Raw genomic sequence first — 12656 nt, forward strand, 5'->3', positions numbered from 1 at the left:
TCCGCACAGATTCAGCGCGCCTCCCTTAGCGTTGTTGCTCCACCCAGCCAGCAAGGAAGCTAGCCAAATGAACATCGTCGGATTGAGATCAGATAGTCATGCGATCAAGCTGTTGATCGCCGATCATCGTGAAGTGGACGGCCTATTCAAGGCCGTCGAATCGGCCAGCAATGCTAACGAAAAAGCGTCGTTGGTCACCGAAATTTGCGAGGCGCTAACGGTACACGCCGAACTGGAAGAAAAGTTGTTCTATCCGGAATCGCGTCGCGTATTGGAGAGCGGCGAGCAGGGCATCGTCGATGAAGCCTTCGTGGAGCATGCCAGCCTGAAAGGCCTGATTCTGCAACTCGACGGCAAGCGCCCCAGCGATCCGCTCTTCGATGCCTACGTGACAGTGTTGAAAGAGTATGTGCAGCACCACGTCAAGGAAGAGGAAGCCGAATACTTCCCGAAGGTCCAGCGGTCGACGCTGGACCTTGAGGCGTTGGGAGTCCAGATGCTGGAGTTGAAGGCTGCCCTAATGAAGCGCAAGAAGGTAAGGGCTGTGCATGGGACCGTCAGTACCAATCTGATTCCGAGCAAGCCACTGGAAGAGCGGGCATCCGTAACGCGCAAGGCGGCTTAGAGCCGCGTCTGTGGACCTGACCGGGCGTAGAGGCGCGCTTAGCGGCAGGCAGAAGCCGAATCTCTACGCTTCCTAATGACGCTGATTCTTTCTCGCTTTCCAGCAGGCACGGCCCGTATCCTCTGGCAAGCCCATGCTTTCCGCCGCCGCTGTTTATTTGCGCTCCCTTCAGGCTTCATCCATCGGCAGACGGGTATCGATAGCTGACGATCAAATTTGGAGGTCATCATGGCCGCAACAAAGAAATCGACGAGCACGAAGGAGCGCGCGTACAGCGAAACGGCTTCGAAAACGGTTAGCTCGGCGCTCCATCGCGCCAAGCGGGGAACCCTCAGGAGCGGGCCAGCAGGTCACGGCGGCACCGTCAAAAGCCGCGAGCAGGCGATCGCGATCGGCTTGTCCGAAGCGCGTGAGAAAGGTCAGAAGGTGCCGCCTCGCAAAGCTGCCCCCAAGACGAAGGCTTCTAAAAAGAGATAGCCTTCAGTGGACATCCTCACGGCGACCCCGAGGCTCCTGCGCTTTAGCGACAACGGTGCCTTCCCCAATTCGGCCTTGCCGGTGTTGTTCTATCCCGCCGCCCTTCGGATCGATGCCGCTCAGGACGTCTCCTCGACAGCATCGGCCATCGAGGCCATCTTCGCCGCCCATCAATGGCCTCCCGACTGGCGTGACGGCATCTACGACTTCCACCATTACCATTCGACGGCGCACGAAGCCCTCGGCGTGGCGGCCGGCGACGCGCAGATCATGCTTGGCGGCCCCAATGGTGAAGTGTTGCCGCTCGGACGCGGCGATGTGCTGGTACTGCCGGCGGGAACCAGTCACTGCGCCTTGACACAGAGCCGCGACTTTCTCGTGGTCGGCGCTTATCCACCCGACCAGAAATGGGATGTGATGCGGGGCTTGGACGACGAGCGTCCGGGCGCCTTGCAGCGAATCGCGCGGGTCCCAATGCCCAAGGACGATCCGATTGGCGGCGCGCTGCCGACCGCTTGGTGCGGCTGATCCAGCTTCGCACCCTTCTGAGCGCCCTGCCCGCCGTGGTGCCGCATGAGGTGAAGTAGCTCACCGGCTGCGGTCGCATCGCTACAGCCTATTACCGGTCGGAGGCTGCTAAGCGGGTGCGCGCCGTTTTGTACGAACTGCGACCACCGGCTCTGATCATGGAATTCGGGTTGCCGGCTGCGGGCGATGAGGGGCTTAGAAGAAGCGCGGGCTGGATGCAGAACGCCATTGACCTGACCATGGGAGCCGCACAGAGTGACCGAGCGTAGCCAGCGCACTCACCACCGCCGCCACAACGAAAGACCAGAAAAGCCAAGCTGAGCATCGCCGCCGAACCAGCCGCTCTTCGACGGGCTGACCAGGACCGGCGGGTTGACCAGTGGCGCCATTTGGTTGCTCACTGCAGCCAAGACTGACCGATCCCACCATGGCGCTGAGCACTGCCGCCAAGCTGATGAACAGCGGCGCCACCTCTCTGACCACCGCCGCCGAAGAGCTGACCATGGGCGCCAGCTTGACCGCTACAGCCGGACCGACCACCGCGGTGCGTCTCGGCACTTAGTCGATAAAAGCGGCAGCCGCCGCAACACGGCAGTGGCTGCCCGTGATCCGAAATTGTTGCCCTCTAAAGATCCAGTGTCGTCTGGTCTTGTCGGCGACCGGCGCGGTCGTCAAGAGCATGCGTCGCCAATGGGAGGTCAGTAAGCCGCCACAGGAATGTCCGCGGATGCTGCCCTGCGAGGAAGCAAGAGTGCCGCCATGAAGGCTGCCAGTCCAAATCCGCTCAGGACAAGGTAGGTCCACTGTGAGCCGTGCGCCATCGCAGAGCTGGCGGCTTCACCGGCCCGAATGTATCCCGCGCTGGCAGTGCCCATGACCGAGAACGCGATGGCGATACCCGCCGCGCCTACCAGTTGCTGGAGTGTGTTGACGATCGCGCTTCCGTGGGGGAGTAGATGCGGGTTTAGCACACCGAGCGACGCCGCGAACAGCGGCGACCACATGAGGGCCTGCCCGATGACGATGAAGAGATAGGCCCCGAGGAGCAACCAGATCGAGGTGCCAGGTGCAAGGGTCGAAAGGTGGAACTGTCCGACCGCGATGATGGCCGCGCCGGCGACCACGAGTGGGCGCGGTCCAATCCGATCGTACACGCGCCCGACCAATGCCGACACGGCAGCGATCGTGATCCCGGCAGGCATGATGAAGAAACCGGTCTGGACGGGGCTCAGCCCATAGGACGTCTGGAGGATGACCGGCATCAACGTCATCATGCCGTACCCGGCCGTCATGAAGCAGAACATCGTTGCGACGGACACGCTGAAAGTGCGAATTTTGAACGGCCGCAGATCGAGTTGGGCGCGATCGGATTTCTGTAGGTGAATCTGTCGTGCGACGAAGGCTGCGACGACGATCACGCCCACTGCAAGCGAACACCAGGGCGAAACCACCGCTTGCGCGGCGCCCTCGCCAAACGACGCAAGGCCGTATACCAGGCTGGCGAATCCGATTGCGGACAGGACCACCGAAAGGGTATCGAGCCCTACCTTCTTCGGGATGCCGGGCACGCGGATCATGATATTCCCCAGGACCAGGGACCCGATGGCGATCGGCAGCAGCGCGATGAAGAGCCAGTTCCAGTTGAAGCGCGACAGGATTGCGCCTGCGAAGACCGGACCGACCGAGGGCGCGGCCGCCGTCGCGACGGTGACCAGGGCCAGGACGCTCCCACGCCGCGTTTCCGGCACGAGCGTACTGACGGCGGTGTAGGAGAGCGGCAACACGATCGCAGTGCCTATTGCCTGAATGATGCGGCCTACCAGCAGAGTGTCGAACCCGGGAGCGAGAATGGCGACGACGGTTCCGGCAGTGAAGAGCGACATCGCCAGCGTGAAGACCGTGCGCATCCGGTATCGCTCGGTCAGGAACCCAGTCGCGGGAATCACGACGGCCATCGTCAGCATGTATGCCGTGGTAAGCCACTGCCCGGTAGACGCGGACAGCTTGAGGTCTACCATGATCCGAGGCAGGGCGACGACCATCAGCATCTCGTTGAGGATCACGGTGAAGGTCGACACGACAAGCACCGCGACGATCACGACGGCTTCACGCGTCAACTTGTCCCCACTCGGCGGCAGCGGCAGGGGATCACGCGTGGTTGCTACGGGCGACATGTCTGGTTCCTTTTTCCAGTGAGAGAGAGGAAAGGCGCGTCACGACGACGGTCCGCCGTAGATTCCATCACTTGCTGTAATAACACAACCTATTATATCGTGCGTGATATGAAATCACCTCCGGCAGAACCTCAGCAAATCCCGACGTCGACCCAATCTGGCGCGGGAAATGAACTGGCATTTGCTCTCTATGGCGCGGCCAACCGCATGGCACGGATGCACACGCCTTTTCTCGAGCCGCTTGGGCTGACGTTTCCGCAATATCTGGTGCTGCTCGAATTGTTTGCCGGAACCCCGCGGACCGTCGGAGACCTCTGCGCCAAGCTCGCCATGGAAACTGGCACGATCACGCCGCTCCTCAAGCGGCTTGCCACTGCCGGAACGGTCACCAGAACGCGCGACGTGTCTGACGAGCGACGCGTGCTGATTGAGCTGACCCCTGCCGGAGAGGCATTACGGGAGCGGGTACAGGCGGTCAGCGGGCAGATCAAGAGTGCCTGCAAGCTCAACGAAGAAGGGATTTCCGACCTGCGCGGTACGCTCGACGATCTCGCTTGGCCCGCCGACAAGATCGATCGATAAACCACAACACATTTTGGAAGGTAGTTATGGCAACGTCGCTCAGCCGACCCGATACCGACACGGCATCCCGCAAGACTTTGCCGTTCGAAGAAGCGACCCGTGTGCGTCGCTCTATTCGTGGCTTTCTCGATCAGGCGGTTCCGGATTCCCTCATCCGCGAGGTGCTGGAAGATGCGCAACATGCGCCATCGAACTGCAACACGCAGCCGTGGAACACCCATATCGTCCGGGGTGAGAAGTTGAAGCAGCTTTCCGCGCTGCTGCACGTGAAAAACGACGCGGGTGAGTTCACGCCGGACTTTTCGTTCGACCAGAACGATTTCTACGGCGAATATCGCAAGCGCAACGACGCGCTCGGCAAGGCCTACTACGAGTCAATGAACGTCATGCGGGAGGACAAGGAAGGTCGGCACCGTGCCGGCGCGATGAATTATTCCTTCTTCAACGCACCCCAAGCGGCATTCTTGTTCATGCCCTCATTCGGTGACAACGTCCGTGTCGCAGGCGACATCGGCATGTACGGACAAACCTTCCTGCTCTCACTGGCCGCACGCGGGCTGGGCGGCATCCCGCAGACCGCGCTCGGCTTCTTCGCCGGCGCGATCCGTGAGTTTTTGGGTATTCCCGCTGAGCTGAAGTTGCTGTTCGGCATCTCGTTTGGCTATCCCGACGACGATGCCCCTGGCAATCGCATTCGCATGGATCGTGTACCCGTTGAGACCAGCGTGACCTTTCACACCTGAATTCAATCGGGGCGGACGCGCTCCCATCCTCCTGACACGGCGTGCCTATCAGTGGAGGATTTCGACCCGGCCACGCCCGCCACATTTTTCATGTGGCAATCGAGGGGCAAGCTCACAAAGGGATAGCGGGCAAGGGTCGCAAACTGTTCTGAAGACGCCTCGTTGTGGGTCATCACGCGTTGGTGACCTGGCGGCCCTCAGGAGAGATGCCGGCCGTGAAAGTATCCGTGGGCAGCTTGGCGCAACGGTCAAACATCTTGGCGACGGTGGTCATTTGATTGGCGCTCAGCGTTCAAACGGTTGGCTATTGCCAGATGCGGCGGGGTGCTGCTCCGCCGTTGATGATCGCTATTGTCGCGCCCCTCGGCTGAGAGGATCGCGCCTCGCTCTAGGCCGCTTGCTGGTGTGACAACTGCCCGACGCCAAATTCGCGCCGATATCGCTCAAAGCAGCGCTCGCCACACCGCAGTCGCAATAGCGCGCCTTCGGCGATGAGCTTGGCGCAATCTGAATCGGCTTGTACGAGGGGACGCAGCACTTCTCGGTTCCAGTCTTCTGAATGCTTGAGGTCCAGGCCGGCATGCAACTGGAAGTATCGATAGCCTTTCATGGAAAGGCCCAGGCGACGGAGGCCTTCACAGACCTTGTCGACCCGGGTCGGCGCCGTCAGCTCAACGACACCCAACGCGCCGATGGACTGATAGGCATAACGGCGAGAAGAGGCCAGCGCCAGCATCGTGTTGGCTAGGGCCAGTGCTTCCCACACGGTGGAGTCGATGCGCGGCGACAGCTTCAACTCGACCGCCGTGTTGCGCAGCATCAGTCCATGCATGCCTTCCAGTCGGCCACGCCCCATCTCGTCCCAGTAGTTGCGTGCCAGTTCGAGTTTGGCCTGATCCGGCAGGCCGAGCTGCGTCAGCGCCACGAGGTCGTCGAAGCCCGCTTCACCGGCGACTTCCTGCGTCAGGAACCAACGCATTTGAGGCAGGGAGGCCTGCTCGGCCAGCCAGGGGAACAGCGTATCACCTTGTCCGGGGCCGTCCTGCCTCAAGGATTCGAACCAGTCGACGAAGGCATCGACCTGAGTCGGAACCTCAGCGATCTGGTCGCGAATCGAGTCGCGCTCGTGTTCGATGCAGGCCATTTCCAGCCGGCGAATCCGGACTTCGCGTTTGAGGTCGGCCTCGGGGTCGTCAGTCGTCTGCTGCGCGCGAAGCCGGCCGTCATTGAGATGGGCAAGCTGTCGGTGAAAGCCGTCCGCGAATCGTTCCGAGGAGGAAGCGCGATGCAATATTCATGAGTCGTTCTCGTGTGGGTAGGCGATCAGATCGGTGTCTGACCGCCGGTAGCGCCGTACACCTCACCCGTCACGTAGCTGGCGTCGTCTGAGGCCAGGAAAACGAAGACCGTGGCCTGCTCGACCGGCTGGGCCGGGCGCTTAAACGCAGTGTGGCCACCAAACTTCTTGACGTGATCGGGCTCCAGCGTCGAAGGGATCAGGGGTGTCCAGACCGGACCCGGCGCCACGGCGTTGACGCGGATACCGCGGTCCGCCAGCAGGCCCGCGAGGCTCTTGGTCATGCTGGAAATCGCCGCTTTGGTGGCGGCGTAGAACACCAGATTCGGCGACGGCTTCAGTGCCTGAATCGAACTGGTATTGATCACGCTGGCACCCGGCCGAAGGTGCGGCAGCGCGGCTTGCGTGAGGTAAAAGACCGGAAAGACGTTGGTCTGAAACGTGGTCTGGATCTCCGCAAGCGGAATCTCCTCGACCGTCGAGTACGAACGCTGATAGGCGGCGTTGTTGATCAGGATGTCCAGGCCGCCGAACTCGGCAACGGTCTTCTCGACCAGCGAACTGCAGAACGCGGGATCGCTGACGTCACCCAGTATGGCGGACGCTCGGCCGCCGAGCTTCTTCACCAAAGCAACGGTCTTGTGCGCATCTTCGGCGTCATCCGGCAGGCTGTTGATCGCGATGCTCGCGCCCTCTTGCGCATACAGCAGGGCAACCGCACGTCCAATTCCACTGTCGCCGCCGGTGACCAAGGCGACCCGGCCTTCCAGGCGCCCGGCGCTGCGGTAGCCCGCTTCACCATGGTCGGCGGGTGGGTTCAGTTCTCGCTCCTTGCCCGGAGCGGCGATCGGCTGTTGCGGGAATGGCGGCTTCGCCCCGCGCGTGCGCGGGTCCTGCAGAGTTGCTTTGGCCATCACGGACCTCCTGTCCTTTGTCGCCATCCTTGGCGTCATCGTTCTTCTTTGCGCCGCGCACGTTGAGCGCGACCAACGCGAACTGCAGCACGACCAACGCCCAGGCATCGGCGTGCCATCCCCAGGCGACCCAGAGTGCATTGCTCAACAGGTAAACCCAGAACCCAATTTCACGACGCCGACAGCTGCGCGACGCCACACACCAGGCTCCGATGACGGTCGCCACCATTGCCAACCACTGGAGCGCCGTCCAAAACATGAGGTCAACCGGCGGCCTGAATGTCCCGCGCCGTCCAGTGAATTGGCTTCGGCGGAATCAGCGCCAGCGCCGTTGTTACGACTGCCTTGCGCGCCAAAGCGGCTTCCAATGGCTGGAAGCGGGGAATCATTGATGGAGACGGCGGCACATCAACCCACGAGCTGCCGCAGGCAAGACAGATGTACAAATTTCCATTCAGGTCGGCGGGGCGTATAGCCGGTTCCAGATAGACGGGCACTTTGTCGGCGTAATCCAGTCGGTTCAGAACGCGGCAGCCATGGCAGTTGCTCATCCGTGAGCTCGTGAAGATCGGTCGGTGCGCGAATCATGCGCCGCGGCATTGAATGGGAACTGAAGTCGCGGGTTGCCATCCGGCCGCGGGCCGTCGTCAGGTCCCTACAACACGATTTCGTAGCTAGTGCTTCTCCCACCGGCTTCCGTTTTCCTGAGTGCCCCAAGCTCAACAAGGGTATTGATGTCTCGCAGCGCAGTGTCTGCCGAGCACTTCGCGATCTTCGCCCACTTGCCGCTGGTCAGCTTGCCCTCGAAACCATCGAGCAATCGATTGAGCAGGTTGATCTGCCGGGCATTGAGCGGCACAGCCGACCACCGCTTCCAGAAGCGAGCTTTGACCAGTACGTCGTCGAGAATCACCTCAGCCCGTTCCAGCGCTTTGAGCAGGCTCGCCAGGAACCACACGAGCCAAGCCGTAACGTCCATCGTTTCCTTTTGGGTCGACTCCAGTAACTGGTAGTAGCTGTTGCGATCCCGCTGGATTTGGGTGGATAGGCTGTAGTACCGATTCGAGGAGCGTTCTGCACGCGCCAAGGCCATATCACCGACTGCGCGTGCGATGCGGCCGTTGCCGTCGTCAAACGGGTGGATCGAAACAAACCACAGATGTGCCAGGCCTGCCCGAATGACGGGATCATCCGTGGACTCGGCCTCGAACCAGCGCAGGAAGGTTTCCATCTCTGAAGCCATCCGCTCCGCAGGCGGCGCCTCGTAATGCACACGCTCCCGACCGTAGCGACCGGATACGACCTGCATCGGGCCGTGACGATCATCGCGCCACTGGCCCACTTGGATCGTGCGCATGCCGCTTCGTCCCGTAGGGAACAGAGCAGCGTGCCAAGCCCAAAGGCGCTCTGGGGTCAGCGGCTCATCGAAGCGCTGCGTGGCATCGAGCACCATTTCGACGACGCCCTCGACTCCGCGATCGACCGGAGCCAATGCGCCGGCATCTACGCCGAGCCGCCGGGCAACAGAAGAGCGAACGGATTCCGCGTTCAGGTGCTCACCTTCGATTTCGCTCGTCTTGAGCACGTCATCCGTGAAGGTCCGCACGGAAGCTTCGTCCCGCTGCGGCTCGCCGAATTCCGCCATGCGCCCGGCCAGATGGCCTTGAGCACGATGCACGGCTGCCAACGGGATAGCTAGGGCGGCGGCATCGAATCGCCAGTTCGGCCAATCGCTAGACTGCCATAGATAGAGTTTTTCGCCGCTCATAATGCGGTGAATGATGGCCCTAATCGCCTCACGAGGCAATCTAATCGACGCAAGGTGTGCGGCAATTAGAGAGAATTCTGTAGTCCAGCCAGAGGGAATCGGATCGCCTGCCCTCGTCTGTAGACGGCCAACCCCGCCGATCATGCCTCATTCGTACCATACCGTACCGGCGGTACAGTACGGTATGACCGGTACGGCTCGACGGCGGCGCACCTTCAATCGCGCCCTCTGTCGTGGACGATGGCCGTAACAGCCCGGCCACCGTGTGCATTTCGCCATGGACGAACGCCTCGCATCATTCCGCTCGCTCGCGTGGACGGACAGGCCGCCCACACGTCGCCCACCGCGAACTGCACACTTCGGCCACAACGGGAAAAGCCTGCTATTGCCTTTTCTGAAATCAGAAAAGCGAAAGCTGACCAAACGCGGCCGCTTCAGGCCCGCTGATGCGATGACGACGCAGTGCCAGGTTCAAAGGTCGCACGATGTACACCGTCCGCACCACAAAGACGACAGTCACCCGGCGCTTTCAGATTCACAGCAAAGCGCGCAAGCTCGCTAGACGCTGCTCTGTTTCAGTCTGTAGTTGGATTTTCGGTATCGGTGAGAATGAAGCTCTCAATTGGTTCCTCTTCGTCCACAGAAGCGCCGCGTATATAGTTGTTCACGGCGAGCGCTGTCCTATGTCTTAGAAAACGAGAAGGAAATCCGTCCAACAGAATGTGCAATGCGCGATTCTCCTCGGCGGACCATAGCGTGCCCGGTGTGGAGGCGTAGACGAGCGGCAACCCGTAGAGCATACCAAGGCAGTTTCTCACCCCTCTTCGGGTTGCAAGCTCCTTGGCACTTTTGAAGCGAGAATCACGCCCGATCTCGTACCGAACTTTCATCAGGCCCATATCAAAGCCTGCAAGAAGTGCGCGGGGCTCTCGTGAGCCAAAAAAATCTATAAAGGCGGAGCACGGCGTCCAGACCGGTTCACCAATATCACGGTACGGCGTGGCGCTCCACGGATTGACGATGCGCGTCCAGACTGCAGCGCGAATCTCGCCGCCAAAGACCAGCGACAGAATCACGGATAGCTTATCCAAACCGGCCGCGATCTCCGCCTCCGTAATCCCAAAGTGGTCAGCGCACAGCGGATGCTGAAGGCAGTGCCGAAGATGCACGATGCCCAGGAGAACATCGATACGTGCTGCAGTTCCTTTTCCGCCCATGTCGTGGACGAGTCTTGGCGGGAATCCATACTCGCGGCGGAGGTCCGCCTCTTCTCCGTGCAACCAAACATGTGAAGCATGAGGTTCGGCTCCAGCCTCTTTCATCTTTTTGGCCGTGGCAGCATCCCTCACACGAGCTCGCTGCAGAGCACTCTCTCGGCCTTCATACACCGCGCGCTGGCGATGCGGAAGAGACCGCTCCTGAGAGTTAAGAGCGCCGACAAATTCAGCGATTCCCAGCGGCTTCTGCGAGTATCGGAACGGTTCTATCGCTTGAAAAATGTAGTCTTCAGGAGACACCGATTGTCCTCGCAGTCAGCAGTCCATAGTTTGCGCACTGCTCGCGCTTTGACAAGGCGCGCCAGTGGCGCTAGCGCTCCGGATAATCTTCACTCCGACCTATGACGACGAGGGAATGTGCTGGCGGCCACAGTGCTGGAAAGTCGCAGGACCTTCCGAGCACACGCCGCCTTCCTCCACCTGATGAATAGCGTAAGCGCCTGCAACGCGGCGGCGCAGAAGGCCATAAGAAGACACGGAATCAGGCTGCGATGCGCAGCAAGAAAATCGGAGGTTGCGAGCAATATGGGGATTGCGATCCAGGAAGCGGACGCTGCAATCGACAATACAGTGACAGATTGCTCCGCCTCTCGGATGGCACGTCGCGCGTCAGCTAGCTCCACCATCGTCGGTGGACGTTCCGTCATCTCGTGGTGACCAATGTTCTGTATATCTTTCATGCGGCAATGTGGCAGTAGCGTTCTACTGAATTGTGGGTCTTCATGCTGAAGGCTCGTCCTTCTTGCCAAGGGTGCCGACCGGTCGTTGTCCAGTTAGATTGAGAAAGCTGGCGAACTCCATCATCGGCCGATCCAGCCAGAAAATGTTCCGGCGGATGATGTCGTTGCGAAGGAGGAATACGACCTGTACGCGACGCTCGTGTTCGACGACGGCAGCGCGCAACGCGCCATAGATATTGTCGGCTTGCTCCGGTGTTGCTTCCAGGTCATCCACCGGGCCAATGATCAACACGAAGTCATCGTCCGACATCTTGACCACGGCATTGAACAGCCGCTTGAAGGCGAGCGCTGGGTGCTCATCGCGCGGACGGACCGGCGCGTCCGGGTCGATCAATTCGAAGATCGCCGTGCCAATCCGCCAGAGCACGTCGGCGGGTTCGACGCCAGTGAGATCGGCCGACACTACATTCAGATCAACCGAAGCGGCGTCGGCGCGGATTCGATCGACGATTGGCGCCAGGGGATGACGGCCGATCAGCAGGGCGACATGCGGCCGTGGCAATTCGCGATAGTCCGTAATCTGCTCGCCAAGGCCGGCGAGCGTTGTACTGCGTGCATGCAGGCTCATGTTCGACTTCCGATCAGGGCTCCCAAGAATTGAAGGAACGGTCTTCGCTCCGCGGGTGAGCGTGTGCATCATCGACCGGCCAGCCCATCTGATTGTCCTGCTCGAAGCCAGTTCCATAACTGTGCCCGCTGGCGTCGAAACCTCCGATGCCACCAACCATGGGCAGACCGGTGGCAGGATTGATCGCGGGTTCATCGTGCGATGCGTGGCCTGACTGCTGCTCATGCGCAGGCCCGCCGGGATCGTAGGCGCCGATCTGCCAGTTGCACCGAAGGCGATCAACTTCGTCATCGACGGTTCCGGAAATTGGTACCTGAACTCTGTTCAGCCGGCATTTCCTGCGCCGCCAGTTCGTCGGTCCGCGGCCATAGCGGCGTTCGAATTCGGCATTGGAGAGCCAAGCCCAACGAATGGCGTCGAAAACGCCGAGATACAGCGAGAGGCCAACGAGCCCCAGCGCAGCGTGAAGCAACGCTCGCCTGAACCGGCCCAGATAGAACCAGTGAAGGCCAAGCACGCCAAAGACCAGCGCCAGGCCAACCGCGATCCAACGCCGGCTCACGGCGACACCTCCGGCGAGGAGTTCCACGCCGTGAGGTCTCCCCATCCGCATCGACTAAAGGAGAGAGAGCTGGCCATACCGTGCCGCCTCCGCTGCCGTCAGCCTCACCGGGGAAAAGCTCCGAAACCGCTGCGCAATCGCCGGTCGATAGATGATGACCACAATCGGACGCCGGAAGAAACGAACAGCGGATTGCAGCTTTGATAGAAGATAGTGAAATAGCTTCATGGGACCTCCGGATGGCTCGCGCGTGAAAGGTGGCGCGAGATGTCAACGGCGGCCGGGAGGCCCATGGGAGGACGGGGTCAAGTACCGTCGCAGAGCGCGCCGCGCTTCTTGCGGCGCCGTCGGCTCGTGCGAAGCGCGAGGCGTCGGACGGTACTTGATGCCGGCCAGCGCTC

14 protein-coding genes and 1 pseudogene are annotated in these 12656 nt (G+C 60.9%); 6 read left to right on the forward strand and 9 right to left on the reverse strand.

The annotated features are described in order from the left end of the window. The first annotated feature begins 67 nt into the window (after nt 1-67). The 4 genes from WQQ_RS09635 (at nt 68) to WQQ_RS25080 (ending at nt 2192) form a co-directional block, all read left to right on the forward strand. The gene (locus tag WQQ_RS09635; RefSeq protein ID WP_007184964.1) at nt 68-625 is read left to right on the forward strand and encodes a hemerythrin domain-containing protein; all 558 of its coding nucleotides are present in this window, start codon (nt 68-70) and stop codon (nt 623-625) included. A 228-nt stretch (nt 626-853) separates the two neighbouring features. Continuing rightward, nucleotides 854-1102 (forward strand): DUF6496 domain-containing protein, encoded by a 249-nt coding sequence (locus WQQ_RS09640; RefSeq protein WP_007184965.1) that lies wholly within the window; start codon nt 854-856, stop codon nt 1100-1102. Between the two features lie 6 nt (nt 1103-1108). Beyond that, nucleotides 1109-1630, forward strand: a complete 522-nt coding sequence (locus WQQ_RS09645) for a hypothetical protein (RefSeq protein ID WP_007184966.1) — start codon at nt 1109-1111, stop codon at nt 1628-1630. 427 nt (nt 1631-2057) lie between these two features. Further along, nucleotides 2058-2192, forward strand: a complete 135-nt coding sequence (locus tag WQQ_RS25080; RefSeq protein ID WP_007184967.1) for a hypothetical protein — start codon at nt 2058-2060, stop codon at nt 2190-2192. A gap of 136 nt (nt 2193-2328) precedes the next feature. Here WQQ_RS25080 and WQQ_RS09650 read toward each other — a convergent pair whose 3' ends face one another. Further along, nucleotides 2329-3804: a DHA2 family efflux MFS transporter permease subunit gene (locus WQQ_RS09650; protein WP_007184968.1), complete on the reverse strand. Its 1476-nt coding sequence runs from the start codon at nt 3802-3804 to the stop codon at nt 2329-2331. Between the two features lie 108 nt (nt 3805-3912). Here WQQ_RS09650 and WQQ_RS09655 point away from each other — a divergent pair, with 108 nt between their 5' ends. Continuing rightward, entirely contained in the window at nt 3913-4386 is a 474-nt protein-coding gene (locus WQQ_RS09655; RefSeq protein ID WP_050997613.1) for a MarR family winged helix-turn-helix transcriptional regulator, read from the forward strand. Between the two features lie 26 nt (nt 4387-4412). Next, nucleotides 4413-5129 carry a nitroreductase gene (locus WQQ_RS09660; protein WP_007184970.1) on the forward strand — a complete coding sequence of 239 codons (717 nt, stop codon included), beginning with the start codon at nt 4413-4415 and terminating at the stop codon, nt 5127-5129. 388 nt (nt 5130-5517) lie between these two features. Here WQQ_RS09660 and WQQ_RS09665 read toward each other — a convergent pair whose 3' ends face one another. From WQQ_RS09665 to WQQ_RS09695, 8 genes and pseudogenes are all read right to left on the reverse strand, one after another. After that, nucleotides 5518-6273, reverse strand: coding sequence for an iron-containing redox enzyme family protein (locus tag WQQ_RS09665; protein ID WP_007184972.1), 756 nt, complete (start codon nt 6271-6273; stop codon nt 5518-5520). Between the two features lie 179 nt (nt 6274-6452). Continuing rightward, nucleotides 6453-7340 (reverse strand): SDR family oxidoreductase, encoded by an 888-nt coding sequence (locus WQQ_RS09670; protein WP_007184973.1) that lies wholly within the window; start codon nt 7338-7340, stop codon nt 6453-6455. Nucleotides 7341-7374: 34 nt separating this feature from the next. Beyond that, a pseudogene (locus WQQ_RS25240) lies at nt 7375-7599 on the reverse strand (hypothetical protein); the annotation flags it as partial. A gap of 4 nt (nt 7600-7603) precedes the next feature. Then, nucleotides 7604-7891 (reverse strand): hypothetical protein, encoded by a 288-nt coding sequence (locus WQQ_RS24290; RefSeq protein ID WP_157534567.1) that lies wholly within the window; start codon nt 7889-7891, stop codon nt 7604-7606. A gap of 104 nt (nt 7892-7995) precedes the next feature. Continuing rightward, nucleotides 7996-9111: a Fic family protein gene (locus WQQ_RS09675; protein WP_040453862.1), complete on the reverse strand. Its 1116-nt coding sequence runs from the start codon at nt 9109-9111 to the stop codon at nt 7996-7998. A 572-nt stretch (nt 9112-9683) separates the two neighbouring features. Beyond that, entirely contained in the window at nt 9684-10625 is a 942-nt protein-coding gene (locus WQQ_RS09680; protein ID WP_157534568.1) for a hypothetical protein, read from the reverse strand. 480 nt (nt 10626-11105) lie between these two features. Then, entirely contained in the window at nt 11106-11693 is a 588-nt protein-coding gene (locus WQQ_RS09690) for a hypothetical protein (protein WP_007184977.1), read from the reverse strand. Between the two features lie 13 nt (nt 11694-11706). Then, nucleotides 11707-12282 (reverse strand): TM2 domain-containing protein, encoded by a 576-nt coding sequence (locus WQQ_RS09695; protein ID WP_157534569.1) that lies wholly within the window; start codon nt 12280-12282, stop codon nt 11707-11709. Nucleotides 12283-12656 lie beyond the last annotated feature (374 nt).

This window comes from Hydrocarboniphaga effusa AP103 (assembly GCF_000271305.1).
Taxonomy (GTDB): Bacteria; Pseudomonadota; Gammaproteobacteria; order Nevskiales; family Nevskiaceae; genus Hydrocarboniphaga; species Hydrocarboniphaga effusa.

Bases quoted from the DNA above. Each gene is read 5' to 3' on its own strand.
- WQQ_RS09635 (WP_007184964.1), top strand. From the start codon at position 68: ATGAACATCGTCGGATTGAGATCAGATAGTCATGCGATCAAGCTGTTG.
- WQQ_RS09640 (WP_007184965.1), top strand. From the start codon at position 854: ATGGCCGCAACAAAGAAATCGACGAGCACGAAGGAGCGCGCGTACAGC.
- WQQ_RS25080 (WP_007184967.1), top strand. From the start codon at position 2,058: ATGGCGCTGAGCACTGCCGCCAAGCTGATGAACAGCGGCGCCACCTCT.
- WQQ_RS09650 (WP_007184968.1), bottom strand. From the start codon at position 3,804: ATGTCGCCCGTAGCAACCACGCGTGATCCCCTGCCGCTGCCGCCGAGT.
- WQQ_RS09655 (WP_050997613.1), top strand. From the start codon at position 3,913: ATGAAATCACCTCCGGCAGAACCTCAGCAAATCCCGACGTCGACCCAA.
- WQQ_RS09660 (WP_007184970.1), top strand. From the start codon at position 4,413: ATGGCAACGTCGCTCAGCCGACCCGATACCGACACGGCATCCCGCAAG.
- WQQ_RS09665 (WP_007184972.1), bottom strand. From the start codon at position 6,273: ATGGCCTGCATCGAACACGAGCGCGACTCGATTCGCGACCAGATCGCT.
- WQQ_RS09670 (WP_007184973.1), bottom strand. From the start codon at position 7,340: ATGGCCAAAGCAACTCTGCAGGACCCGCGCACGCGCGGGGCGAAGCCG.
- WQQ_RS24290 (WP_157534567.1), bottom strand. From the start codon at position 7,891: ATGAGCAACTGCCATGGCTGCCGCGTTCTGAACCGACTGGATTACGCC.
- WQQ_RS09690 (WP_007184977.1), bottom strand. From the start codon at position 11,693: ATGAGCCTGCATGCACGCAGTACAACGCTCGCCGGCCTTGGCGAGCAG.